This window comes from Stenotrophomonas sp. 107298_Sma, assembly GCF_056480345.1.
Genome location: NZ_CM151094.1, coordinates 1,259,563 through 1,283,586 on the forward strand (window position 1 = coordinate 1,259,563; position 24,024 = coordinate 1,283,586).

The following is a 24,024-nucleotide window of genomic DNA, read 5'->3' on the forward strand; positions in this document are numbered from 1 at the left end:
CCCGTTACTGCAGCCGCTCCAGCGCGCTGTGGACCCATGCCGCCGCGCCTTCAAGGCTGTGGAACTCTTCCACTGCGCGCACCTCGCAGCACGGATAGGCCGGCGCGATCATGCGTGCCAATGCGTTGCCCGGGCCCAGCTGCAGGAACACCCGCGCGCCGCGCTCGAAGGCCTGGCGCATCACCTGCGCCCATTCGATGGTCTGTGCCAGCTGCGCCGACAACGTGTGGACCATCGTGGCGCGATCACGCACCGGGCGCGCATCGATGCCGGCCAGAAGAGGTAGGCGTGGCGCCTGCAGTGACGCTGCTTCCAGTGCGGCGGCAAACGGTGCCACTGCGCCAGCCAGCAGCGGCGTGTGCGCGGGCACATGGACCGGCAGCGGACGGATCTCGGCACCGTGCGACTGCGCGTCCTCCGCCAATGCGTGCAGCGACCGCCATGCGCCGCCTACGATGAAGTGGTCGTGGCCGTTGGCGATCGCGATGAAGGCGCCATGCGCATCGCACAACCGCTGCGTGGCAATGCGGTCAACTCCCAGGACCGCTTGGAGCCCAGCATCGTCGGGGCTGGCGGCATCCATCAGGTGCGCACGCTGCGCGGACAATGCCAGGCAGGTGGCTGCATCGATGCTTCCAGCGATGGCGTGGGCGGCCAGTTCGCCGATGCTGTAGCCCGCGATCACTGTCGGCGTTGGCAACACCTCGCGCAGGCCCTGCCAGTGCGCCAGGCTTGCCGCGCACAGCAGGGGCTGCGCCTGCACATTGTCGAAGCGGTCGTCGGCCGTCGCGGCGGCGAATACATCGCGGCCCAGCAGTTCGCTGGTGGCATCGAGCACCGGCCGTGCGGCAGCAAGGTCGCGCACGCGATCGAACATCGCCGGATGCTGTGCGCCTTGTCCGGGGCAGAGCAGGGCAAGGCTCATGCGCGCTCCTGGTGCAGCAGGAACACGCTGCATGCCAACAGATCGGCGCTGCCGCCCGGGCTCAGCCGACGCGCAACGAAGGCATCAGCGACGAGCTTCAGGCGTGCGCGCCAGTCCGGTGCAAAGGCTCCGCCGGTAGCAAGGAAATCCTGCGCCTGCTGCTGTGCCCAACGCAGGCCTTCAGCACCACCGCGATGCAGCAGGTTGAGGTCGTCGGTGTGGGCGACCAGCTGCATCAGCGTGTGGCACATCGCGGCCTCACGCGTCAGGCCACTGGCCAGCGCATCGCGCAGGCTGGGCAGCGCCACCTCGCGCAACAGCGGGTAACCGGCGGCGGCTTGCTCGCGCACGCCCGGCACCTTGTGCAGGGCGCGCACACGCTGGCCTGGGCTGGCTGCATCCAGCGGGGCGTTTGCGAAATCCGCAGCCCAACGGCGTACCTCCAGGCAGATCTGCTCACCGGTGGCGGCATGGCCCAGGCGGAAGCGACAGACAGCGGCGGCCGCCACCAGCAGGCCGAGGCTGAAGATCGCACCGCGATGGGTGTTGACGCCCGAGGTGGCACGCAGCATCGCTGCTTCGGCCGCGATACCGTGCTGGCGCAACGCCTCGAACGGGGATTCCGTAGCGCCGGCGCGGGCCACGGCGGTGAAATAGTGGCGCAGCGCAAACAGGCTGCGCAGGAACGTGCCGGCATCCATGTCGTGGTGGCTGCCGCGATCGAACGGTGTGACCAGTCCCGGCTTCGGTGCCAAGGCCAGTTCTGCATGCAGGCTGGCAACGGCGAGACGCCCCAGGCGCGCGCAGTCCACGGCCGTTGCTGGCCGGACAGTCGGCTGCGCAACGGCGTTCATGCGCTCACCCCGGCGGAGGCGAACACGGACTCGCGCAGTTCCAGTGCGGCGCCTTCCGGGCGCTTGACCAGTACCTCGCGGGTGCGTCCCGCGTACTCCCGCCAGTTCACGGCGGCACCGTCGGCCAGGCACAGCTCGCCATCGACCCGGCGACCGTATCCGGCTTCCCATGCCTGCAGCTTTGCAGCCAGGGCATCGGCCTGCGCGGTGGTGTCGATCCGCCACAGCAGATCGATGTCCGAGCGCGCGTGCACATAGTGCAGTCCAGTGAGGTACTGCCAGGCAAACGCTCCGAACACGCGTGCTGCTGCGATGTCCTGCAACGCCAGCAGGGGACGCTGCCAGTCCGGTGCAAGGTCGCTTTCCAGCACGGCCTGCAGCGTCGGTGGCGGCGCGGTGCGCAGCACATCGCGTGCCGGCACGCGCAGAGCGAGGCGCAGCTTGCCCTCCATCGGGGGCAGCGGCACGCCGAGGCGCAGGCGTGGGTCGGCATCGTCCGCGGCACGACGCGCAACGATGGCCGGCAGACCCTGCGCAAACCAGTTGGCCAGGCGCGGCTCATGCGCAGCGATGTCCGCCTGCCAGCCGGCGCGCGCCGACAACCAGACCAGCGTATGGCGGGGCAGCCGCTCAGGCATCGCCCTGGCTCACGGCTGCCGCCACGCTTGCGGATAGTGTGCGCCCACCACGTTCAGCACCCCGCGCGGCGCGGCAGTCGCCTTCGGCGGGCGTGCGCAGAGCCTGAAGCAGGTGCGTGGCCAGATCGCCATCCCACAGCGATTCCACCGCACCCATTGCCACGTAGTTCTCCACACCCGGCGCGAACACCGGCGAGCTCTGGCTGAGTGCCTGAAGTTTCTCCAGCGGCTGCTTGGTCACCCTTGCCATCGCGCGCAGGTCCATTACCCGCACCTGCGCATCGGGCAGGGCGTGGATGTGGTCAGCCATCAAGCCGAACGACAGGAAGCCGCCGCTGACCGACTCGCCATAGACCAGGGTCACCAGCCGCGCACCGCGTCGGCGAGCCAGATCCAGCGTCTGCGCCAGGTGCGCGAAGTAACCGTTGATGCCAAGCAGTTCGTCACGGCGCGCCAGGCGCTGGCCGGCGGTGTCGACCAGCATCACGATCGGTTGCTGTGGGTGCGCGGCGGTGCTGGCCAGCACGGTTTCGGCCAGTGTCATCGCGTGGTCCACACCCACCTCAAGCTTGTCGGCGGTGCCGATCACGGTCACGTCGCCTTCGTCCGTGGCGGCGCTGCCGGTCAGTACCGAATCGTTCACCGCAATGGCGTGGCCACGCGGGAACAGGGCATCGAGCAGCGCGTGCAGCGGAAGGCTCATGGCAGGCTCCGATCGGCGGTGGCGGCGAGGAAGGCATCGGTATCCAGCAGCGGCAGCCGCTCGGGTTCGGCGATGCCCTGGAGAGACCAGATCTCAAGTCCATCGCGGCATCCGCCCCACGCCTGCACGCGTGCCTTCAACGCGACATGGCGGGCCTGCAGCGCACTCAATGCCGCATCGGCATCGGTGCTGGCCGTGTCCGGCTGTAGTGCATCGAATGCTGCCTGCGCGAACGCCTCGATGGCATCGGGCACCAGTACCTGCGCCTGGTCGATCAGGTAGCGGTGCTTGCCACCGGTCACCCGCCAGACCAGTGCGCGGTCGCGGGAATCGAACTCTTCCACGCCGCGAACCGTCTCGATCACCTCCGGCCCGGACAGCGACAGCCGGCCTTCCTCCGACATGATCACGGTGCTGCAGCAGCGGGCGACGATGCCCATGCCACCGAACGCGCCGTTGCCGCTGCCAATCAGTGCCACCACCGGCACGCCTGCAGCGCGCGCATCCAGCGTGGCGCGCATGATCTCGGAAATGGCAATCAATCCCGCATTGGCTTCGTGCAGGCGCACGCCGCCGGTATCGAGCAGCAGCAGTACGCCTTCGGGCCGGGTCGTGGCTGCGCGGCGCAGCAGGCCAGAGAGCTTGGCACCGTGTACTTCACCGACGCCGCCGCCCATGAACTGGCCCTGCTGTGCGGCAAGCAGCACGCGCCGGCCACGCAGGGTGGCTTCACCCACAACGATGCCGTCGTCGAACGCCGCCGGCTGGTCCAGCTGCGCCAGATGCGGGCTCATCATCCGTCGCGCAGGGCCCAGGAATTCCTGGAACGTTCCGGCATCGACCAGGCCGGCGATACGCTCGCGGGCGTCGGCTTCGTAGTAGCTGTGGCGCTGTACGCGGTTCATGGCGTGCCTCCGGCCAGTAGCGTTTCCACTGCCTGGTCAAGGCGCAGGCTGACCACCGCCGGGGTTGCGCCGGCATCGTTGATCGAGATGCGCACATCGCGCAGCGGATGGCGTCGCGCGAAGTCGGTGATCACCGCTTGCCACACGCTGCCGAAGCCCTGCGCGGAGGTGATGATGCGCACCGTCATCGCGCCGTCCAGTGCGGCCGGCTCCAGCAGGATTTCCAGGTTGCCCGATGCCAGCACGCCGACCAGCACCGCATCGGTGGGGAAGTGTGCAGGCGTCGTGCCGTCGAATTGATAGTCAAGGGTTTCCATGCTCTGTCCCTTACCAGTTGCGGAAGCGCTTGGGCGGGTCGTACAGTCCGCCGGACCAGCGAACCAGGTCCTTCACCGAGCGTGCGGCCAGCAGATCGCGGCTGGCATCGCGCACGGAGATACCAAGGTCATCGGGACGGCGGATGACGCCACGGTCGCGAAGGTTCTCCACCATCGCGCGGTCGCGGCCCATGCCCACTGCGGTGTAGCCGGCCACGCCACGGATCGCCTGTTCGCGCTCCTCAGGAGTGCGGCACAGCAGCAGGTTGGCGATGCCTTCCTCGGTCAGTACATGGCTGACGTCGTCGCCGTAGATCATCACCGGCGGCAGCGGCATGGCCGCGCGCTCGGCCAGGTCCCAGGCATCGAGGCGGTCGACGAAGGCCGGCGCCATGTGCTCGCGGAAGGTTTCCACCATCTGCACCACCAGCTTGCGTCCGCGTGGCATCTCGCCCGGCCGCGCGGCTTGCTGGCCCGCCTTGATCCAGGCGTCGCTGGCATGGCGGCGGCCGCGTGCATCCGAGCCCATGTTGGGTGCGCCACCAAAACCGGCAATACGGTCGCGCGTTGCGGTGGAACTGTTGCCCTGCAGGTCGATCTGCAGGGTGGAGCCGATGAACATGTCGCAGGCATACAGCCCTGCGGTCTGCGAGAACGCGCGGTTGGAGCGCATCGAACCATCGGCGCCGGTGAAGAACACATCACCGCGCGCAGCGATGTACTTCTCCATGCCCAGTTCCGAACCGAACGAGTGCACCGATCTGACGAAACCCGATTCGATGGCAGGAATCAGCGCCGGGTGCGGATTGAGCGCCCAGTGCTGGCAGATCTTTCCCTTCAGCCCCAGCGATTCGGCGTAGGTCGGCAGCAGCAGCTCGATGGCGGCGGTGTCGAAGCCGATGCCATGATTGAGGCGGTTCACGCCGTACTCGGCGTAGATGCCCTTGATCGCCATCATCGCCATCAGCACCTGGATCTCGGAGATCTGTGCCGGATCGCGGGTGAACAGCGGTTCGATGTGGTTCGGCTTCGGCGCCTGCACCACAAAGTTGACCCAGTCGGCCGGAATGTCGACGCGGGGAAGGGTGTCGACGATCTCGTTGACCTGGGCGATGACGATGCCGCCACCGAACGCGGTAGCCTCGACGATCACCGGGGTGTCTTCGGTGTTCGGGCCGGTGTAGAGGTTGCCGTGGCGGTCCGCCGCCTGCGCCGCGACCAGCGCCATGCGCGGCGTGAGGTCGATGAAGTAGCGGCCGAACAGTTCCAGGTAGGTGTGGATGGCACCGATCTGGATGCGTCCTTCGGCCACCAGATTCGCCAGCCGCACCGATTGCGGGCCGGAGAACGAGAAGTCCAGTTTCGAGGCGATGCCGCGCTCGAATACATCCAGGTGCGAGGGCAGCGACAGCACCGACTGCACCATGTGCAGGTCATGCACCCGCGTGGGATCGAGGTCGGCCAGGCACTGGGCAAGGAAGTCGGCCTGCTTCTGGTTGTTGCCTTCCAGGCAGACCTTGTCGCCCGGCTCCAGCAGTGCGTGCAGCAGCTCGCCGACGTCGGCGGCGGCGACCTCATGGCCGCGTGCCCAGGGCGAAGCACGCTCCAGGCGCGCCTGACGGCTGCGTTCCAACGTATCCCAGCTCGGGTTCATCGACCGGCTTCCGATTGGCGTTGAGATAATTACGCCATAATTACGAACGGGCGTGCAACCCGCAATGCAGCAAAAAGAAGGGCCCGCGCGGAGGCGGGCCCATTCAGGGTTGGGGTGTGCCGACCAACGGTCGGCACCCACCGGTTCGCGGGCCCCTCAGAACTTCCAGCGCAGGCTGGCCGACACGAAGCGTGGTTCGCCGTAGTTGTTGTAGTCCAGGTTGGCCCAGTAGGTCTTGTCCAGCGCATTGCGCACGCTCAGCGTCGCGGTCCAGTTGTCGCTGATGCGATAGTTGGCGTTGAACTGCACCAGCATGTAGGCCGGCTGGTTCACGGTGACCGTGCCGCCCAACGGGTAGGCGATGTTGTAGCCCTGCACCTTGCTCTGCCACTGCAGGCCACCGCCGATGCTCAGGCGCTCCAGCGCGCCGCGCAGCTGCAGCTGCGTGTTGAGCTGCAGCAGGTCCTTGGGCGGATTGGCGTACAGCAGATCGGTGGCGGCGCGGGTGACCTTGACGTGGGTATAGCCGGCATTGACCGTCCAGCCCGGCAGGATCTCGCCGTTGACGTCCATCTCCCAGCCGCGGGCCTTGGTGCCGTTGATCCCGATGTAGGCGGAGGTGCCATCGCTGAGCGAACCGTCCGGCACGCTCATGTCACGCACCGCGTAGTTGTCCTGCTTGGCCTCGAACACGGCGGCATTGGCAGTCAGGCGGCCATCGAGCCACTGCGTCTTGATGCCTGCTTCCAGGTTCGAGCCCTGCACCGGTGCCAGCAGGTTCTCGTTGCGGTCCTTGAAGTTCTGCGGATTGAAGATCTCGGTGTAGCTGGCGTAGGCCGACACGTTCGGAGTGATGTCGTAGACCAGGCCCACGTATGGGGTGACTTCATCGCTGACCTTGTACGCACCGCTGGTGCCGGTGTAGGTACCGGTCGCGTTGTACGAGCGGCTGAGGGTTTCCCAGCGGCTCAGGCGTGCACCGGCAATCAGCGACAGCGGATCCGCCAGTCGCAGGCGGGTGGCCAGGTAGACGCCACTCTGCGTGGTCTTGGCCACGCGGCGCGCGCCGGTGCGGCGGTAGGTCACCTCGGAGATGTCGCCGTTCCAGCTGTACACGTTGGGAATGTAGTAGCAGCGGTCGCTGCCGCAGCGCGCCCAGTCGGTCGGGAAGTTCAGTGCGAGCGTGTTGGTGGTGCCTTCAAGATCCGACCACTGCGCACCGAGGGTGACATCGTGGTCGCGGCCGAACAGCGGGAAACTGCCGGTCAGGTAGGCATCGACATTGCGGCGGGTGTCCTTGGAATCACCGGCAGCGGCACGCAGGTAGATGCCCGAGCCGATCACCGGGTCCGGGTTGCCGGTGCCGTACAGGCGTACGTTCTGCACGTTGCCGCGGGTGTAGGCGGTGTTGATCTTCAACAGCCAGTTGTCGCCGAAACGCTGTTCCAGGTTGGCGAAGGCGGTGTTGCTCTCGCGCTTCCAGTAGCTCCACTTCGGCGACAGATTGGTCGAGCGCGGCAGGTGCGCGAAGTTGCCCTGGCTGTCGAAGAACGGCACGGTGCCCCAGGTCGAACCGGTGGGGTTGTTGTCCTGGCTCTGGTAGCCGAGGGTGAGGGTGGTGCTGTCGGTGACATCGCCTTCCAGCACCGCCATGCCGGCCATCTTGTTTTCGTCGTAGCGGTCGTAGTACAGGCCACGATCGGTATAGGCGGCGACCACGCGGCTGCGGAAGCGGCCGTCGGCGGTCAGCGGCGCGGTCACGTCGGCTTCCATGCGGCGATAGTCCCAGCTGCCGGCGCTGACCGAGAACGAGGCGTCGAACTCCTTGCCCGGGCGCTTGCGCAGCAGGTTGACCGTGGCCGACGGCACACCGGCACCGCTGAGCAGGCCGTTGGCGCCGCGGATCACTTCGATGCGGTCGTAGAAGGCGGTGTCGTATTCCTGGTTGGTCGAACCGCTGTAGGTGGGAATGCCATCGACCTGGAAGTCGGTGATGGCGAAGCCACGCGCGTAGTACAGCGGGCGCTGGGTGTCATAGAAGGACACGCTGACGCCGGTGACGTTGCGCATCACATCGTTGATGCTGAACAGCGATTCGTCCTGCAGGCGCTTCAGGCTGATAGCGGTGGCCGACTGCGGGGTTTCCTGCAGGGTGATCGGCAGGCGGGTGGTGCTGGCCGGCGGCGCGGATTTTCCGGCGCGCACGCTGACCCGGTCCAGGGTTTTGGCATCGGCAGCACCATCGACGGCGGCCTCGGCGAACGCCGGAGACGCGACCACTGCGAGCGAGGACAGCAGGGCAGCCGGCAGCAGCGCACGGCGGGGCAGGCGATTACGGAACGTCAGGGACATGGCGGGTTCGAAGCTCGGAGACGGGAAGGGGGCGGCAGCAGTCGTCCAGCACCCGGGGCGGCGGCTTCGGGCACGGCAGGTCCATCTGGGAGAGGCGCGGTCACTGCGCAGGACGCAAATGTAAATAATTCTTAACAACATTACAATTCTCGTCATTGCGCAGAGGCTTCCCGGCATGCAGCAGCGCCCGTTTGGGGGTCGGATCCTGTTGCCGCAGGCAACGGGCTCTGACCCGCAGCCCTGCAAACGCGAACGGCCACCCGAGGGTGGCCGTCCGTGTCTGCAGCAGGGAGTCTGCCTGGCTTACAGCGCCTGCAGTTCCTCGTTGGCGTTGCGCTTTTCCTTGGCCGGTGCCGGCACCGCTGCCGGCGCGACCGCCGGGGCCGGCGCCGCCGCGTCCGCGTCCACCGGCACCTCCAGGTACGGCAGGTGCAGGCTCTGGCTGGTCAGCGTGCGGATCTCATTGACCAGCGCCGCGCTGTCGTTGAGCTTGCGCCCGTACGACGGCACGATCTCGCGCAGACGGCTTTCCCAGCCGGCCTTCATCTGGTCCGGGAAGGCCTTGGCCATCAGGTCCAGCATGATCGGCGGCGAGGTCGACGCACCCGGCGAAGCGCCGAGCAGGGCGGCGATGGTGTGGTCCTTGTCGGTCACGATCTCGGTACCGAACTGCAGCACCGCGCCCTTCAGCGGATCACGCTTGATGATCTGCACGCGCTGGCCGGCGGTGACCAGCTTCCAGTCGCCCGGCTTGGCATTGGGGAAGTACTTGACCAGTTCGGCCTGGCGATCGGCATCGTTCAGGCGCGCCTGGCCCATCAGGTACTGCACCAGGTCCAGGTTGTCCTTGCCCACTTCCAGCATCGGGCCGACGTTGTTGTGGTTGACCGAGGAATACAGGTCCCACCACGAGCCGTGCTTGAGGAACTTGGTGCTGTACAGCGCGAACGGCCCGAACAGGACCACCGGCTTGCCATCCAGCTTGCGCGCATCCAGGTGCGGCACCGACATCGGCGGCGAACCGGTCTCGGCCATGCCATAGGCCTTCACGCCATGGCGCGAGGTCACGTCCTGGCCCTGGAAGGCGAGGAACTGGCCGCCCACCGGGAAGCCGGCGTAGTCCTTCGATTCCGGGATGCCCGACATCTGCAGCAGCTTCAGCGCCGCGCCACCAGCACCGATGAACACGAAGCGGGCGTGGGTGGTGGATTCGGTGCCGGCCTTGAGGTCCTTCACCGTCACGTTCCAGCTCTTGTCCGCGTTCTGCCGCAGTGCGCTGACCTCGTGGTTGAGGTGCAGGCCGAAGTTCGGGCTGTGCTGCAGGCCGGCGGTCAGCTGGCGGGTGATGACGCCGAAGTTGACGTCGGTGCCGAGCGGCATCCACGTTGCGGCAACCTTCTGCTTCGGATCACGGCCTTCCATCAGCAGCGGTGCCCACTGCTTGATCTGCGCCGGGTCCTCGGAGTACTGCATGCCGTAGAACAGCGGGTTCTTCACCAGCGCCTGCTGGCGCTTGTGCAGGTAGGCGATGTTGTCATCGCCCCAGACGAAGCTCATGTGCGGGGTCGGGTTGATGAAGTCGCTGGGCTGGCTCAGCCGCCCTTCCTTCACCTGGTGCGACCAGAACTGGCGTGAGACTTCGAACGATTCGGCGATGCCGACCGCGCGCTTGGTCTCGATGCTGCCATCGGGCAGTTCCGGGGTGTAGTTCAGTTCGGCGAAGGCCGAGTGGCCGGTGCCGGCGTTGTTCCAGCCGTCGGAGCTTTCACCGGCGACGCCGTCGAGGCGTTCGTAGATCTGGATGTTCCAGTCCGGCTGCAGTTCCTGCAGGTAGGTGGCCAGGGTGATGCTCATGATGCCGGCGCCGACCAGTACAACGTCGACGGGCTTGTCGTTGCTGGCGGCGGGCACCGAGCGCTTGGTCAGCGGCCAGTACAGGAACAGTGCGGCGGCCAGCAACAGCAGCACGAGCAGGGCGAGCAGAACCTTGCCAAATTTCTTCATGGGGGCGGGATCGTTGGCGGAGGGGAGGGGGTCAGGATGCGCGAGGGAACGCGAAAGGACGTGAAGAAACAAGGCGTTGCGCCATCCATTCGCGGATTTTAACCGCTTCTGGTCCTTTTTTGATGCAACGCAGCATCCGGCGTTTCGCGGCACCTTCACCCGGTAGCGCCAGGCCATGCCTGGCGACGCCTTCAATCAGACCAGTTCCAGAATCTCGTCTCCGGCGTCGTCGATCTCACCGGTCGGGCGCCAGCCCAGGCGGCGGTAGAAGCCGTGAGAGCGCGAACGGGGGTCTGCCGAACAGGCCAGGAACAGGCGCTGGTGGCCGGCGTCGCGGGTCAGGCTGACCACTTCCTGCAGCAGCTGCCGGCCGATGCCACGGCCTTCGTAGTCCGGCAGCAGGGCCAGTACCAGCACCTCGCCGCTGTCGCGGTCGGCGAAACAGTAGCCGGCCATGCGCTCGCCTTCCCAGGCAACACGACCGATCGAATCGCCTTCGGCGATGCCTGCGGCCCAGCTCTGCTCGGTGATGCCCAGTTCTGCCAGTTGAGCGGCACTGAAGGCGTTCTCGCGGGTACGCCCGCGCAGGTCGATGCAGGCGGCGGCATCGTCGGGGTGGGCATCGCGCACGGAGACGGGCATGCAGGACATCCTTGTAGTGATTGGCCGATCAGTATCCGCATCGCGCATGGACCGGATGTGGAGGTTTCGTGGAGATCCGATGGAGCAAAAAGGGGACGGAGGGGATTAAGTCGTCTTTGTCCCGGATGTCATTTGGGTCTTAAGCGACTTAGTTCCCTCCGTCCCCTTTTTGGTGGCTCTTCATCAGCGCTTGCGCCGCACCAGCGCCGACGACGCCTCCAGCACTGCGCGGGTCAGCAGCGCCATGGTCTGCACGTCGCCCTTCCAGTGCTGCCAGTACAGCGGCACGTCTTCCCACGCGCGCTGGCGAACGTAGACCAGGCGTCCGGCGTCCAGATGCCGCTTGACCAAGGGCAGGGGATTCATGGTCCAGCCCATGCCGCCCAGGTTGGCCTGCACAAAGGCACGGGTGGAGGGAATCCACCAGGTCGGTGCGGTGCTGGGCAGGTCGTCGCCGGCCATGCGTCTCGCAAAGCGTGACTGCATATCGTCCTTGCGGTTGAACACCAGTACCGGTGCCGTGGCCAGGGCCTGGGCGGTCACACCCTTGGCAAAATGGCGCTCGCGGAACTCCGGGGTGCAGGTGGCGGCATAGCGGATGCTGCCCAGCGCATGGATCTGGCAGCCCTGCACCGGCTCGTCCAGGGTGGTCACCGCACCCAGCACGGTGCCCTGGCGCAGCAGTTCGACGGTGTGGTCCTGGTCTTCCACGCGCAGGTCCAGGGTGGTGCCGGTGCTCTGCGCGAACTGGAAGGCCGCCTGCGGGAACCAGGTTTCCAGGCTGTCATGGTTCACCGCCACCGGGATGCTGGCCTGCGGCAGGTCCTCGTCGGCCAGGCCCATCCGGTGCAGCGCATCGTGCTCAAGCAGGGCGGTCTGTTCGGCCAGCTGCACCAGCACCTGGCCCTCGGCGGTGGCGGTGGCCGGAGTGCCACGCTTGACCAGCAGGCGGCCGACTCTGTCCTCCAGTGCCTTGACCCGCTGCGAGATGGCCGACGGCGTGACATTCAGCGACTGCGCGGCGCGGTCGAAGCTACCTTCGCGGATCACTGCAGCCAAGGCGCGCAGCTGGGCATGGTCGATACGCATCGAATTAAGCTCCACTAATGTTGGATTAGTAAGTTTAGCTCGTCTTTTTAATGTTGCGGCGCGACAATGGCGCCAGTTCCGGTGCTGTCCGCCTTCGCGAGGCACCGCCCCCAAGCAAGCAAAGGCAGTGAATCCCATGTTCTCGGTCATCTCCGCCAGCACCGGCCTCGGTGCCTGGTTCTCTGGTGCAGCCACCGGCATCGGCTTGTTCGCCGTGGTCGGGGCCCAGAGCGCCTTCATTCTGCGCCAGGGCATCCTGCGCAAGCACATCGTGCCGGTGGTCGCCACCTGCGCGGCCATCGATGCCATCTTCATCTTCGCCAGCGTGGCCGGCCTGCGCACGCTGACCTCGGCGCTGCCGTGGCTGACCACCGCAGTGCTGTGGACCGGTGTCGCGTTCCTGGCCTGGTACGCGATGAAGTCGGCACGCCGTGCGATCGCCGGTGGCGGCGGCATGGGCGAGGCTGACAGCGACGACGGCAGCCGCCGCGCGGTGCTGATGGCCGCAGTCGGTTTCTCGCTGATCAATCCGCACTTCTGGCTGGACATGATGGTGATCGGTTCGATCGCCGAGAACTTCGGCAATGCCCGCATGGCCTTCGCGGCCGGCGTGGTCACCGCCAGCTGCCTGTGGCTGACCGCGCAGGGTCTCGGCGCGCGCCTGCTGGCACCGTTGTTCACCAAGCCCAGCACCTGGCGCGTGCTGGATGGCACCATCGCCGTGATCCTCAGCATCCTGGCCCTCACTCTGGCGGTGCGCGGGGTCCATTGACCCGGCGCACGCCCCCCGAACCCACGTCCTGACTCTCTCTCCAAGGTAGTGGTAACGACGGCACCGGCAACGGTGCCGTCGTTTTTTGTGGGGCCGCTTCGTCCACCTCTGGCGGGAAGCATCGGGGCCTGCCTAGAATCGGCGACCAGGACAAGGTGTCCGAAGGAGCAGGGGGAAGGATGCGCAGGACGATGTTGGCGGCTGCACTGGCCGCTCTGGGGTGCGTTGCCATGGGCAGCGTGGGTGCGGTGGATCTGTCGCAGTACGTGCGGCAGGAAGCCTTCACCGACATCAAGATTTCACCGACTGGCGAGTACGTCGCGGCGACCGTGCCGCTGGAGGATGCCACCGCGATCGTGGTGCTGCGCCTCAAGGACAAGCAGATGGTCGGCAATTTCCGGCCACCGGACAAGAATCACGCCTACCAGTTCGATTGGGTCAGCGACGAGCGCCTGCTGATCGGCCTGGCCCAGAAGTGGGGTTCGCTTGACCAGCCCAACCCGACTGGCGAGCTGTACGCGATCAATGCCAATGGCAACCGCGGCGAGCTCTTGGTCGGCTATCGGGTGGAAAGCAAGGGGCCGGGCACCCTGATCCAGCCGAAGAAGGTGGAGGCCGTTGCCGCATTCCTGGCCGATGACCTGCCAGGCGACGAGCGCAATGTGCTGGTTACCGTGTGGCCGCTTGCCGAAGACCCCTTCACCCGTGTCGATCGGATGGACGTGACCAGCGGCCGTCGCTCGCGGGTGGCGTCGTCGCCAGTACGGCGTGGCGAGTTCACCACCGATGGTGCCGGCGAAGTCCGCTTCGTGCACGGCGCCGGCAGTGACAACGTCAACAAGCTCTACTTCCGTGAGCGTTCCGGCGACAACTGGAAGCTGATCAATGACGAAGCGGTCAGCAAGCGCATCGAAACCGCCATCGGTTTCTCCGCTGGTGACGGCCTGGCCTATCTCAATGTCGAGCAGGCGCAAGGGCCCAACGCGATCGTCAGCTGGAATCCGCAGACCGGTGAGCGCGCGACGCTGCTGCGCGACGAGGTGGTCAATCCGTACCGGATCATCCATCGACCCGGGACCCATGTGCCCGTGGGTGCGCTGTACCTCGGGGACAAGCCGCGGACCCGCTTCTTCGACGACAGTTCGGCCGAGGCGCGCCTGTACCGCAGTCTGGAGGCGGCATTCGGAAGCGCGGTCTACATCACCTCCAGTACCCGCGATGGTCGCGTTGTGCTGGTGGAGACCTGGTCGGGCGCGAACCCCGGCGATTTCTATCTGTACGATACAGTGGCACGCAAGGCCGAGCACCTGATCAGCCGCAGTGAGTGGATCGATGTGGACCGCAGTGCCAGCGTGCGCCCGGTTGCATTGAAGGCTCGCGACGGACTGCCGCTGCATGGCTTCCTGACCCTGCCGGCCGGCAGTGACGGGCGCAACCTGCCGATGGTGGTGATGCCGCATGGCGGCCCCTTCGACATCTTCGATTCGGGCCAGTACGACCGTGAAACCCAGATGCTGGCCGCTGCCGGTTATGCCGTGCTGCAGGTCAATTTCCGTGGCTCCGGCAATTACGGCCGTGCGCATACCCAGGCCGGTGCGCAGCAGTGGGGCGCGGCGATGCAGGACGATGTCACGGATGCCACGCGCTGGGCGATCACCGAGGGCATCGCCGATGGCCGGCGCATCTGTATCTATGGCGCCAGTTACGGGGCCTACTCGGCGATGATGGGCGCTGCCCGCGAGCCAGGCTTGTACCAGTGCGCGGCCGGCTATGTCGGTGTCTACGACCTGCCGATGATGTACACCCGCGGCGATATCCAGGACCGCGGTTCAGGTGTGACCTACCTGCGCGAATGGCTGGGAGATCCGGCCAAGCTGGGCGCGGTCTCGCCGGTGAACCTGGCCGAGCGGATCAAGGTACCGGTTTTCCTCGCAGCGGGTGGCGAAGACAAGCGCGCGCCGATCCAGCACACCGAGCGCATGGAAGCAGCGCTCAAGCGCGCTGGTACCCCGGTGGAAAGCCTGTACTACAAGACAGAGGGCCATGGCTTCTATACCGAGGCCCACCGCAGCGAGTACTACGGCAAGCTGCTGGCCTTCCTGTCGCGCAGCCTGGGTGGCAAGACCGCGACCACCGCACCCGTGGCCGGCAAGGACAAGGCGCCCTGACGCAAAGGGCGGCGGATGCTCGATCCGCCGCCCTGGCTTTCCACACGCGCGGAAGTTACTTCACCCCGTGCATCATCCGCTTCAGTAGTGGCGCAGCAATGAAGGCCAGCACCGCGCAGCCCAGGCCGATCCACATCAGCAGCCAGAACAGGTGGGCATAGGCGCCGGCCGCGGCCACCATGTCCAGCGATTCGCCTTCTGGCACCTCGATCGCGGCCAGCTTGCCGAACAGCGCGGCCAGCGTCTCCGAGAATGCGGTGGCCAGGAACCAGGTGCCCATCATCAGGCTCATCACCCGCGGCACGGCCAGCTGGGTCACCGCCGACAGGCCGACCGGCGACAGGCACATCTCACCGCTGGCCAGCAGGAAGTAGGCCAGCACCAGCCACCACACGCTGGCCATCTCGCCGGTGGCGCCGACCTGCTGTGCGGCCAGCGCCAGTGGCACGAACGACAGCGCGCCGATCACCAGGCCCCACGCTGATTTCACTGGCTTGCCCGGCTCCCAGCCGCGGCGGTCCATCCAGGTCCACAACGCCGCGAAGGCCGGTGCCAGCAGCACCAGGAACAGGCCGCCCAGGTAGGTCAGCGAACCGGCGGTCTGCGGAATCACCAGGCAGTCGCGCACCAGCAGCACCAGCATCAGCGCAACGATGCCGATGAAGAACGCACGCGGTGCGGTCGAGCCGGGGCGTCGTTCGGAAAGGCGCGCGCTGACCACGAAGCCCAGCGGCGCCAGCAGCAGCGAGATGATCGACCACGGCAGCGGCGTGCCGCCGGTGATCACCAGCGAGGGCACGATGTCCTTGGTCAGCAGGCGGTCGGTGAAGGTCACCCACGAGCCGTAGGACTGCTCGTACATGATGAAGAACACCAGCGCCATGAAGATCAGCACCATCAGCGCGATCATCTGCTGGCGCTGTACCGGCGTGCACTTGCTGCCGGTGAACCAGGCGAACCAGACCAGTACGCCGCCCAGCACCACCAGCATCAGCATCAGCGCCAGGCTGATTTCACCGCCCAGCGCGAACGCGCCGTTGCCGGCCGCCCACATCAGCCACGCGACAGGCAGCACACCGAGCACCGCGCACAGATAGATGAGCCATTCGCGCGGCAGGCCCAGCACCTTCTGCTTCAGCGCGGCCGGCTGCGGCGGTTCGGCATGGCCCTGCAGGTACTTCTGGCCCCACAGGAACATTGCCAGGCCGGCCAGCATGCCGATGCCGGCTGCACCGAAACCGTACTTCCAGCCGTAGGCCTCGCCGAGGAAGCCACACACCAGCGACGAGAACAGCGCGCCAAGGTTGATGCCGGCGTAGAACAGCGAGAAGCCCGAATCACGGCGCGGGTCGTCCTTGGCGTACAGCTTGCCGACGATGGTGGAGATGTTCGGCTTGAGGAAGCCGACGCCCATGATGATCAGCGCCAGCGACAGGTAGGTCACCGCCAGTGCCGAGGTATCGCGCACCACTTCGCCGTTGACCCGATAGGCGGCGTGACCCTCGAAGGCCATGCCCAGATGGCCGAGCACCAGCAGGATGCCGCCGAACAGCACTGCCCGGCGCATGCCCAGCCAGCGGTCGGCCAGCATGCCGCCGAACACCGGAATGCAGTACACCAGGCCGCCATAAGCACCGAGCAGGTCCAGGCCGGCCTTGTCGCCGAACAGGTGGTACTTGGTCAGATACAGCAGCAGCAGCGCCTTCATGCCGTAGAAGGAGAAGCGCTCCCACATTTCGGTGAAGAAGCAGACGTAGACGCCCTTGGGATGGCCCAGGAAGTCGTTGGAAGCAGTAGCGGCAACGGTCATCGACGGCAGGGACAGCAGGAAAGGGCGCGATTATAGGCCCGTAACCGGCGCCGCACCCGGTAGCGCCGGGCCATGCCCGGCGAACGGAGTCACAGGTACCGCAGCCACGCCAGATCGCGCCTTCGTGCCTTGAACCGCGCGAACGCCCGCGTCGGCGGATACATCACCACCGCCAGTGCACAGGCCACCAGCAGCAGGCCGCTGACCGAATCCAGCGCATACAGCTCGCCGTGGGTCGGGCCCCAGGCCGCCAGCGCCGCCAGGTACAGCCCCTTCAGCACATACAGGTGCAGCAGGTAGAAGAACATCGGTGCTGCACCAATATCGGCCAATGGCTGCAGCGCATGTGCCAACGGCGGCCATTCGTACAGGCGCAACAGCAGCAGGCCCACGCCCAGCGTCAACAGCAGGAACTGCAGCGACGGCGGGTACTTGGTGAGGTTGAAGATGCTCAGCCAGGTACGCAGCGCGGTGGTCTGGTACTGCCAGGGGGAATCGCCGTATTCGTTGGCGAAGCGCAGCAATGCGAACAGGGCCAGCGCCCCCGCACCGGCCCTGAACAGCCAGCGCCGCCGCTGCTCCGGCGCGCGCTCGCGGGCGAACCACGGTCCCATCAGGTAACCCAGGGCGATCACTCCGATCCACGGCAGCACCGGGTAGGAGGTGCGCAATCGCAGTGTCCCGGCCTCGATCCAGTCGCGCTGGTGCAGCACCTTCCACAGTACTGCCAGCGCGCCATTGCCTTCCACGCGCACGCCGTCGAGCAGGTCATGGCCGGCCACCAGCGCAATTGCCAGCACCAGCAAGGCCGGGCGCGGCAGCCATAGCAGGCCGGCCAGCGCGATCATGCTGAGGCCGATAGCCCAGATCACCTGCAGGTACAACGTGTCCGGCGGCAGCTGCAAGGTCCAGGCGAAGTTGACCAGGGTCAGTTCCAGCACCACCAGGAACAGGCCGCGCTTGAGCAGGAAGGCGGCCGTGGCCCGTCGTGGATCCGGCTGGCGCTGGCCGTACAGCCAGGCCGACAGGCCGGTGAGCAGCACGAACGCTGGCGCGCACAGGTGGGCCAGCAGGCGGCAGGCGAACAGGGCGGGAGAGACCGTGGACGCATCCATCGGGTCGCTGACCTGGTACTGCAGGAAGAAGGTCTCGCGGACGTGGTCGAGCAGCATCAGCAGCATCACGGTGCCGCGCAGCTGGTCGATGGAGGCCAGGCGCGGGGCGGGGGAAGGGGGCATGCGATGCAGGATGTGAAGGGGCAACAGAAAGATATAACATATCAATTGAGTTCATGCCCACTCCGGCTTTGCTGCATCGGTCGGTTGCCCGTGCATGTGCGGGTCCATCGCACCGCAGCATCGGGCCCCATCCTTTGGCACGCTGGACTTGCCGGAGCCTGAACGCTAGCGTGGCAGGGATTTTTTGCCAGCAGGGGCTTTCATGAACCATGACGCTGCGCCCAAGCAGCTCACTTTCCGCGCGGTGGTCCTTGCCATCGTGCTGGCGGTGGTGCTGTCGGCCGCAAACGCCTACCTCGGTCTGTTCGCAGGCCTGACCATCGCCACCGCGATTCCCGCCGCGGTCATTTCCATGGGCGTGCTGCGCCTGCTGGGTGGCGGTTCCATCCTTGAAAACAACATCGTGCAGACCGGTGCCTCGGCTGGCTCGTCGATCGCCGCCGGTGTCATCTTCACCATCCCCGCGCTGGTGATCATGGGCTACTGGCCGGACTTCAAGTACTGGTGGGTGCTGGGCATCGCCGGTCTCGGTGGCCTGCTGGGCGTGCTGTTCTCGGTGCCGCTGCGGCGCTCGATGATCGTTGAAGACCCGCTGCCGTTCCCGGAAGGCAAGGCCGCGGCCGAAGTGCTCAAGGCCGGTGAGAACCCGGGCCCGGGCCTGAAGATCCTCGGCCTGTCGGCGGTGATCGGTGCCTTCGTCAAGCTGGCCGCGGAAAGCGGCATGCGCCTGATTCCCGATGCCTGGGCTACCTCGGCCTACGTCGGCAGCTCCAAGGTCACCGCCTTCATCGGCACCAACCTGTCGCCGGCGCTGCTGGGCGTGGGCTACATCGTCGGCCTGAACGTCGGCATCGTGGTGGTGTCCGGCTCGATCCTGACCTGGCACATCGCCATTCCGATCTACCAGGCGTTCTTCATGAACACCGATCCGGGCCTGGCCGCCTCGGTCGCTACCGCATCCTCCACCGAGGCGGCGTTTGCCATCTGGGGCGCGAAGATGCGCTACCTGGGTGTCGGCGCGATGCTGATCGGCGGCATCTGGACCCTGATCTCGCTGCGCAAGTCGCTGCTCAACGGGGTCAAGAGTGGCTTTGCCGCTGCCCGCAAGAGCGGTGGTCCGGTACTGGCGCACACCGAACGCGACCTGCCAATGAAGTGGATGCTGGTGGCCCTGGTGGTGTTCACCCTGCCGCTGCTGGCGCTGTACCAGGCCATCGTCGGCCAGTGGCACGTGTCGATCCCGATGACCCTGATCATGATCGTCGCCGGCTTCCTGTTCGTGTCGGTGTCGGCCTATCTGGCCGGCCTCATCGGTTCGTCCAACAACCCGGTCTCGGGCATCACCATCTCCACCATCCTGTTTGCTTCGGCGGTGCTGGTGCTGCTGCTGGGCAAGGATGGCCTGCAGCCGGTGGGTGCCTTCGGCGCACCGCTGGGTGCGGTGGCCGCAATCATGATCGGTGCGGTGGTGTGCTGCGCCGCCGCCGTCGGTGGCGACAACCTGCAGGATCTGAAGGCTGGTTACATCGTCGGCGCGACCCCTTGGAAACAGCAGTTGATGCTGGGCATCGGCGCATTCTCGTGCGCGCTGATCATGGCCCCGGTGCTGAACCTGCTGGCCACCGCCTATGGCATCGGCGTCAAGTCCGAGCTGCACCCGAACGCGCTGGCCGCGCCGCAGGCCAACCTGATGGCCTCGGTCGCAAAGGGCCTGTTCGGTGGTGAACTGCCGTGGACCTTCATCGGCATCGGTGCAGTGGTCGGTGCGGCCATCATCGCCTTCGACAGCTGGCTCAAGTCGCGCAATGCGCGCTTCCGCGTGCCGGTGCTGGCCGCCGCGATCGGTATCTACCTGCCGCTGGAGCTGATGGTGCCGATCTTCCTCGGCGGCCTGATCTCCTACCTGGTCGAGCGTTTCCACAAGGTGCGCGCCGATGATGAAGAAGGCCGCGACCGCGTGCACAAGCCGGGCGTGCTGTTCGCTGCCGGCCTGATCACCGGCGAGGCACTGATGGGTATCGCCATCGCCGTGCCGATCGTGGTCAGCAGTCGCGCCGACGTGCTGGCCGTGCCGTTCCACCTGCCGGCCGCGCAGTGGATCGGCCTGGCCGTGCTGTTCCTGGTCGGCTGGCTGATCTACCGCACCGGCAAGCGCGCCGTGGCGTAAGGGCCATGGGGTCGGATCCCTTCCCGCAGGGAAGGGCTCTGACCCCATGCTGGCAGCGTCTGGGGTCAGAGCCGATTCCCATGGAATCGGATCCGACCCCGACCTCCGACAAACCGCGCTACGGCGCGGTTTGCTTTTTCTGGCGGCAGCTCAGCCGCGGCCATGACCGATGGCCTTGGCAGGCCCGCCCGCACGGGCCTAACATCGGTTTTTTGCCGTCCTGCGGAGACCCCGATGAAACTGCGTCATGCCCTGCTGCCACTGAGCCTGCTGGCTGCCCTGCCCAGCGTTGCCGCTGCCCGTGGCCTGGAAGTCCGCGACATGGTGGCCATGGACCGCGTTTCCGCGCCGGTACTGACCGCAGACGGCGGCACCGTGGTGTTCGCCAAGCGCAGCGTGGACGCCAACCTGAAGGCCTCTACCGCACTGTTCGCGCGCAACCTGCGTACCCGCGATGCAGCGCCGCCGAAGCAGATCACCCCGGCCGGCTGGAACGTCAACTCGGCGTCGCTGTCGGCCGATGGCCAGACCGTGTACTTCCTCAGCGCCAAGAACGGCAGCCAGCAGCTGTACGCGCAGCCGATCAGCGGCGGCACCCCGCGCCAGCTGACTGACTTCCCGGTGGACGTGGACAGCTACCACGTGTCGCCGCAGGACGACCGCGTGCTGTTCAGTGCCGGCGTGTTCCAGGCCTGCGCCTCGGACCTGGCCTGCACCGAAAAGAAGCTGAAGGAAAAGAAGGACGCCAAGGCCAGCGGCCAGGTGTGGGATTCGCTGTTCGTGCGCCATTGGGATACCTGGAACGACGGCCGCCGCAACACGCTGTTCGTGGCGCCGCTGCCGGCAGGCAAGGCCGGTGCGGTCAAGGGCGCCTCGGCGCTGAGCGCGACCATCGATGGTGATGCGCCGTCCAAGCCGTTTGGTGGCAACGATGATTTCGCGTGGTCGCCGGATGGCGCCAGCGTGGTGGCCAGCATCCGCGTGGCCGGCAAGCAGGAGCCGTGGTCGACCAACTTCGACCTGTACCGCTTCGACGCTGCGGGCAAGCAGGCACCGGTCAACCTGACCGCCTCCAACCCCGCCTGGGATGCCGGCCCGGTGTTCAGCGCCGACGGCAAGACGCTGTTCTACCGTGCGATGAAGCGCCCGGGCTTCGAGGCCGACCGTTTCGGCCTGATGGCGATGGACGTGTCCAGCGGCAAGACCCGCGAGATCGCGCCGCAGTGGGATCGTTCGGCGGGCGGCATCACCCTGTCCGCCGATGGCAGCAGCATCTACACCACCGCCGATGACCTCGGCGAACACCCGCTGTTCCAGATCGACGTGGCCAGCGGCAAGGCCACCAAGCTGATCGGCGACGGCAGCGTGACCTCGGTGGACGTGGCCGGCACCAGCGTGGCGATCACCCGCAACAGTCTGAAGAGCAACGACCAGGTGCTGGTGGGTCTGCTGCCGACCGCAGGCGAAGCCATCGGTGAACTGCGCGCGCTGACCCCCGCCGCCGGCGAGGTCCTGAAGGACGTGTCCTTCGGCGACTACGAGCAGTTCGAGTTCAAGGGCTGGAACAACGACACCGTCCACGGCTATGTGGTCAAGCCGCACAACTACCAGGAAGGCAAGTCCTACCCGGTTGCGTTCCTGATCCACGGCGGCCCGCAGGGCAGCTTCGGCAACGGCTGGAGCTACCGCTGGAACCCGCAGACCTACGCCGGCCAGGGCTACGCCGTGGTGATGATCGACTTCCACGGTTCCACCGGCTACGGCCAGGCGTTCACCGATGCGATCAGCCAGCATTGGGGCGACCGCCCGCTGGAAGATCTGCAGAAGGGCTGGGACGCCGCGCTGAAGAAGTACTCCTTCCTCAACGGCGACAAGGCCTGTGCACTGGGCGCCAGCTACGGCGGCTTCATGGTCAACTGGATCGCCGGCAACTGGAACAGCCCGTTCAAGTGCCTGGTCAACCATGACGGCGTGTTCGACCAGCGCATGATGGGCTACGCCACCGAAGAACTGTGGTTCACCGAGTGGGAGCAGGGCGGCACGCCGTACCAGAAGGCCGCGAACTACGAGAAGTTCAACCCGGTCAACCACGTGGCGGACTGGAAGAAGCCGATCCTGGTCATCCACGGCCAGCAGGACTTCCGCATCCCGGTCGAGCAGGGCCTGGCCGCGTTCACCGCCGCCCAGCGCCAGGGCATCGAATCGAAGTTCCTGTACTTCCCGGATGAAAACCACTGGGTGCTGAAGCCGAACAACAGCATCCTGTGGCATGACACCGTCAATGCCTGGCTGAAGCAGCACATCGGCAACTGATGACTGCAGCGCCGCCCTCCGGGGCGGCGCTCTGCTTTCTGGTAGTGCCGGCCGCTGGCCGGCAACCGCTTGCTGCTTCCCACCTGAACGAGATTGCCGGCCAGCGACCGGCACTACCCAGAGCACCTGCATGATCCAGAACGACATCGTCGTCTTCGGTTTGATCGCCGCCACCCTCGGCGGCGTGTTCTGGACCGCCTCGCGCGAGCAGGGGCTGTGGAAGCGTTTCTACACCTTCGTGCCGGCACTGCTGCTGTGCTACCTGATTCCCGGCATCTACAACACCGTCGGCCTGATCGACGGCCAGAACACCAAACTCTACAACCCGATCGCGCGCGACATCCTGTTGCCGGCGGCGCTGATCCTGCTGACCCTGGCGGTGGACATCAAGGGCATCCTGCGGCTCGGCCCGAAGCTGGTACTGATGTATCTGGGCGCTTCGGCCAGCATCATGCTCGGTGCGGTGGTGGCCTTCCTGCTGATGCGCGCCGTGCATCCGGAAACCGTGGCCGGCGATACCTGGGCCGGCATGGCCGCGTTGGCGGGCAGCTGGATCGGCGGCGGTGCCAACATGCTGGCGATGCGCGAAGTGTTCGACGTCAACGCCACCACGTTTGGTCAGTTCGCGGTGGTCGATGTCGGCGTGGGCTATGTGTGGATGGCGGCGCTCATTTTCCTTGCTGGGCGCGCGGCGAAGATCGACGCGCGCAGTGGTGCCGATACCTCGGCGATCGATGAGCTGAAGGAGCGCATCGCGCGCTTCCAGGCCGAACACGAGCGCATTCCCAGCCTGACCGACCTGATGCTGATCGTGGCGGTGGCTTTCGGCGGCGTCGGCCTCTCGCATGCGATCGGTGCGCCGTTGGCGGCATGGTTCAAGCTCAACGTCAGCTGGGCCTCGCAGTTCAGCCTGGACGCACCGTTTGTCTGGGTGGTGGTACTGTCGACCACGCTGGGCCTGAGCCTGAGCTTCACCCGCGCACGCACGCTGGAAGGCGCGGGTGCCTCGCGGCTGGGCTCGCTGCTGCTGTATTTCCTGATCGCCTGCATCGGGATGCAGATGGATCTGCTGGCGTTGCTGGACCGCCCGTGGCTGTTCCTGCTTGGCATCATCTGGATCAGCGTGCACATCGTGCTGCTGTGGTGCCTGGGCAAGCTGCTGAAAGTGCCGTTCTTCTACTTTGCCATCGGTTCGCAATCGAATATCGGCGGACCCGCGTCGGCGCCAGTGGTGGCGGCCGCGTTCCATCCGGCGTTGGCACCGGTGGGTGTGCTGCTGGGCACGATGGGCTATGCCACCGGCACCTACCTGGCCTACATCGTCGGCATCACCCTGCGCGCGCTGGCGGGGCAGGGTTGATGGGTAGTGCCGGCCGCTGGCCGGCAACCAGGTGATGCTTCACTGGTTCATGAGGTTGCCGGCCAGCGGCCGGCACTACCGATGATTCAGGACGAAGGGATCTGACCCCGGTT

Annotated in this window: 18 protein-coding genes; 5 read left to right on the forward strand and 13 right to left on the reverse strand. The window is 66.4% G+C overall.

Features of this window, described 5'->3' with window-relative positions:
* Positions 1-4: 4 nt before the first annotated feature.
* The 11 genes from mdcH to ACZK2G_RS06000 form a co-directional block, all read right to left on the reverse strand.
* Positions 5-925: a malonate decarboxylase subunit epsilon gene (gene mdcH / locus ACZK2G_RS05950; protein WP_253078433.1), complete on the reverse strand. Its 921-nt coding sequence runs from the start codon at positions 923-925 to the stop codon at positions 5-7.
* Entirely contained in the window at positions 922-1,779 is an 858-nt protein-coding gene (gene mdcB, locus ACZK2G_RS05955) for a triphosphoribosyl-dephospho-CoA synthase MdcB (protein WP_478474916.1), read from the reverse strand. The genes mdcH and mdcB overlap by 4 nt, the downstream gene beginning before the upstream one ends.
* Positions 1,776-2,417 (reverse strand): malonate decarboxylase holo-[acyl-carrier-protein] synthase, encoded by a 642-nt coding sequence (mdcG, locus tag ACZK2G_RS05960; RefSeq protein ID WP_136638426.1) that lies wholly within the window; start codon positions 2,415-2,417, stop codon positions 1,776-1,778. The genes mdcB and mdcG overlap by 4 nt, the downstream gene beginning before the upstream one ends.
* Positions 2,410-3,120, reverse strand: coding sequence for a biotin-independent malonate decarboxylase subunit gamma (mdcE, locus tag ACZK2G_RS05965; RefSeq protein ID WP_136638427.1), 711 nt, complete (start codon positions 3,118-3,120; stop codon positions 2,410-2,412). Before mdcE ends, mdcG begins: the two co-directional genes overlap by 8 nt.
* Entirely contained in the window at positions 3,117-4,025 is a 909-nt protein-coding gene (locus ACZK2G_RS05970) for a biotin-independent malonate decarboxylase subunit beta (protein ID WP_478474917.1), read from the reverse strand. Before ACZK2G_RS05970 ends, mdcE begins: the two co-directional genes overlap by 4 nt.
* A complete protein-coding gene (gene mdcC, locus ACZK2G_RS05975) occupies positions 4,022-4,342 on the reverse strand; it encodes a malonate decarboxylase acyl carrier protein (RefSeq protein ID WP_046988478.1) in 321 nt (106 codons plus the stop codon). Before mdcC ends, ACZK2G_RS05970 begins: the two co-directional genes overlap by 4 nt.
* 10 nt (positions 4,343-4,352) lie before the next feature.
* Positions 4,353-5,996, reverse strand: a complete 1,644-nt coding sequence (mdcA, locus tag ACZK2G_RS05980) for a malonate decarboxylase subunit alpha (protein WP_478474918.1) — start codon at positions 5,994-5,996, stop codon at positions 4,353-4,355.
* 156 nt (positions 5,997-6,152) lie between these two features.
* Positions 6,153-8,348 (reverse strand): TonB-dependent siderophore receptor, encoded by a 2,196-nt coding sequence (locus ACZK2G_RS05985; protein WP_478474919.1) that lies wholly within the window; start codon positions 8,346-8,348, stop codon positions 6,153-6,155.
* 303 nt (positions 8,349-8,651) lie between these two features.
* Positions 8,652-10,352: a malate dehydrogenase (quinone) gene (gene mqo / locus ACZK2G_RS05990; RefSeq protein ID WP_478474920.1), complete on the reverse strand. Its 1,701-nt coding sequence runs from the start codon at positions 10,350-10,352 to the stop codon at positions 8,652-8,654.
* A gap of 195 nt (positions 10,353-10,547) precedes the next feature.
* Complete coding sequence (locus ACZK2G_RS05995; RefSeq protein ID WP_046985232.1) at positions 10,548-10,994, reverse strand: GNAT family N-acetyltransferase; 447 nt, start codon at positions 10,992-10,994, stop codon at positions 10,548-10,550.
* A gap of 183 nt (positions 10,995-11,177) precedes the next feature.
* On the reverse strand, positions 11,178-12,083 hold the full coding sequence (locus ACZK2G_RS06000) for a LysR family transcriptional regulator ArgP (protein WP_046985233.1): 906 nt from the start codon (positions 12,081-12,083) through the stop codon (positions 11,178-11,180).
* Positions 12,084-12,219: 136 nt separating this feature from the next.
* Between ACZK2G_RS06000 and ACZK2G_RS06005 the strand changes: the two genes are divergently transcribed.
* Together ACZK2G_RS06005 and ACZK2G_RS06010 are read left to right on the forward strand one after the other, a co-directional pair.
* The gene (locus tag ACZK2G_RS06005; RefSeq protein WP_005408523.1) at positions 12,220-12,855 is read left to right on the forward strand and encodes a LysE/ArgO family amino acid transporter; all 636 of its coding nucleotides are present in this window, start codon (positions 12,220-12,222) and stop codon (positions 12,853-12,855) included.
* A 179-nt stretch (positions 12,856-13,034) separates the two neighbouring features.
* A complete protein-coding gene (locus tag ACZK2G_RS06010; RefSeq protein ID WP_046985235.1) occupies positions 13,035-15,023 on the forward strand; it encodes an alpha/beta hydrolase family protein in 1,989 nt (662 codons plus the stop codon).
* 55 nt (positions 15,024-15,078) lie between these two features.
* Here ACZK2G_RS06010 and ACZK2G_RS06015 read toward each other — a convergent pair whose 3' ends face one another.
* Positions 15,079-16,833 carry a peptide MFS transporter gene (locus tag ACZK2G_RS06015; protein WP_478474923.1) on the reverse strand — a complete coding sequence of 585 codons (1,755 nt, stop codon included), beginning with the start codon at positions 16,831-16,833 and terminating at the stop codon, positions 15,079-15,081.
* Positions 16,834-16,922: 89 nt separating this feature from the next.
* On the reverse strand, positions 16,923-18,071 hold the full coding sequence (locus ACZK2G_RS06020; RefSeq protein ID WP_478474924.1) for an acetyltransferase domain-containing protein: 1,149 nt from the start codon (positions 18,069-18,071) through the stop codon (positions 16,923-16,925).
* Between the two features lie 202 nt (positions 18,072-18,273).
* On the opposite strand from ACZK2G_RS06020, the gene ACZK2G_RS06025 reads away from it, so the two are divergent.
* From ACZK2G_RS06025 to ACZK2G_RS06035, 3 genes are all read left to right on the forward strand, one after another.
* Complete coding sequence (locus ACZK2G_RS06025; RefSeq protein ID WP_004148011.1) at positions 18,274-20,238, forward strand: OPT family oligopeptide transporter; 1,965 nt, start codon at positions 18,274-18,276, stop codon at positions 20,236-20,238.
* 234 nt (positions 20,239-20,472) lie between these two features.
* On the forward strand, positions 20,473-22,551 hold the full coding sequence (locus ACZK2G_RS06030) for an alpha/beta hydrolase family protein (RefSeq protein ID WP_046985237.1): 2,079 nt from the start codon (positions 20,473-20,475) through the stop codon (positions 22,549-22,551).
* A gap of 130 nt (positions 22,552-22,681) precedes the next feature.
* A complete protein-coding gene (locus ACZK2G_RS06035) occupies positions 22,682-23,911 on the forward strand; it encodes a DUF819 family protein (RefSeq protein WP_046985238.1) in 1,230 nt (409 codons plus the stop codon).
* Positions 23,912-24,024: the final 113 nt, after the last annotated feature.

Bases quoted from the DNA above. Each gene is read 5' to 3' on its own strand.
- mdcH (WP_253078433.1), bottom strand. From the start codon at position 925: ATGAGCCTTGCCCTGCTCTGCCCCGGACAAGGCGCACAGCATCCGGCG.
- mdcB (WP_478474916.1), bottom strand. From the start codon at position 1,779: ATGAACGCCGTTGCGCAGCCGACTGTCCGGCCAGCAACGGCCGTGGAC.
- mdcG (WP_136638426.1), bottom strand. From the start codon at position 2,417: ATGCCTGAGCGGCTGCCCCGCCATACGCTGGTCTGGTTGTCGGCGCGC.
- mdcE (WP_136638427.1), bottom strand. From the start codon at position 3,120: ATGAGCCTTCCGCTGCACGCGCTGCTCGATGCCCTGTTCCCGCGTGGC.
- ACZK2G_RS05970 (WP_478474917.1), bottom strand. From the start codon at position 4,025: ATGAACCGCGTACAGCGCCACAGCTACTACGAAGCCGACGCCCGCGAG.
- mdcC (WP_046988478.1), bottom strand. From the start codon at position 4,342: ATGGAAACCCTTGACTATCAATTCGACGGCACGACGCCTGCACACTTC.
- mdcA (WP_478474918.1), bottom strand. From the start codon at position 5,996: ATGAACCCGAGCTGGGATACGTTGGAACGCAGCCGTCAGGCGCGCCTG.
- ACZK2G_RS05985 (WP_478474919.1), bottom strand. From the start codon at position 8,348: ATGTCCCTGACGTTCCGTAATCGCCTGCCCCGCCGTGCGCTGCTGCCG.
- mqo (WP_478474920.1), bottom strand. From the start codon at position 10,352: ATGAAGAAATTTGGCAAGGTTCTGCTCGCCCTGCTCGTGCTGCTGTTG.
- ACZK2G_RS05995 (WP_046985232.1), bottom strand. From the start codon at position 10,994: ATGCCCGTCTCCGTGCGCGATGCCCACCCCGACGATGCCGCCGCCTGC.
- ACZK2G_RS06000 (WP_046985233.1), bottom strand. From the start codon at position 12,083: ATGCGTATCGACCATGCCCAGCTGCGCGCCTTGGCTGCAGTGATCCGC.
- ACZK2G_RS06005 (WP_005408523.1), top strand. From the start codon at position 12,220: ATGTTCTCGGTCATCTCCGCCAGCACCGGCCTCGGTGCCTGGTTCTCT.
- ACZK2G_RS06010 (WP_046985235.1), top strand. From the start codon at position 13,035: ATGCGCAGGACGATGTTGGCGGCTGCACTGGCCGCTCTGGGGTGCGTT.
- ACZK2G_RS06015 (WP_478474923.1), bottom strand. From the start codon at position 16,833: ATGACCGTTGCCGCTACTGCTTCCAACGACTTCCTGGGCCATCCCAAG.
- ACZK2G_RS06020 (WP_478474924.1), bottom strand. From the start codon at position 18,071: ATGCCCCCTTCCCCCGCCCCGCGCCTGGCCTCCATCGACCAGCTGCGC.
- ACZK2G_RS06025 (WP_004148011.1), top strand. From the start codon at position 18,274: ATGAACCATGACGCTGCGCCCAAGCAGCTCACTTTCCGCGCGGTGGTC.
- ACZK2G_RS06030 (WP_046985237.1), top strand. From the start codon at position 20,473: ATGAAACTGCGTCATGCCCTGCTGCCACTGAGCCTGCTGGCTGCCCTG.
- ACZK2G_RS06035 (WP_046985238.1), top strand. From the start codon at position 22,682: ATGATCCAGAACGACATCGTCGTCTTCGGTTTGATCGCCGCCACCCTC.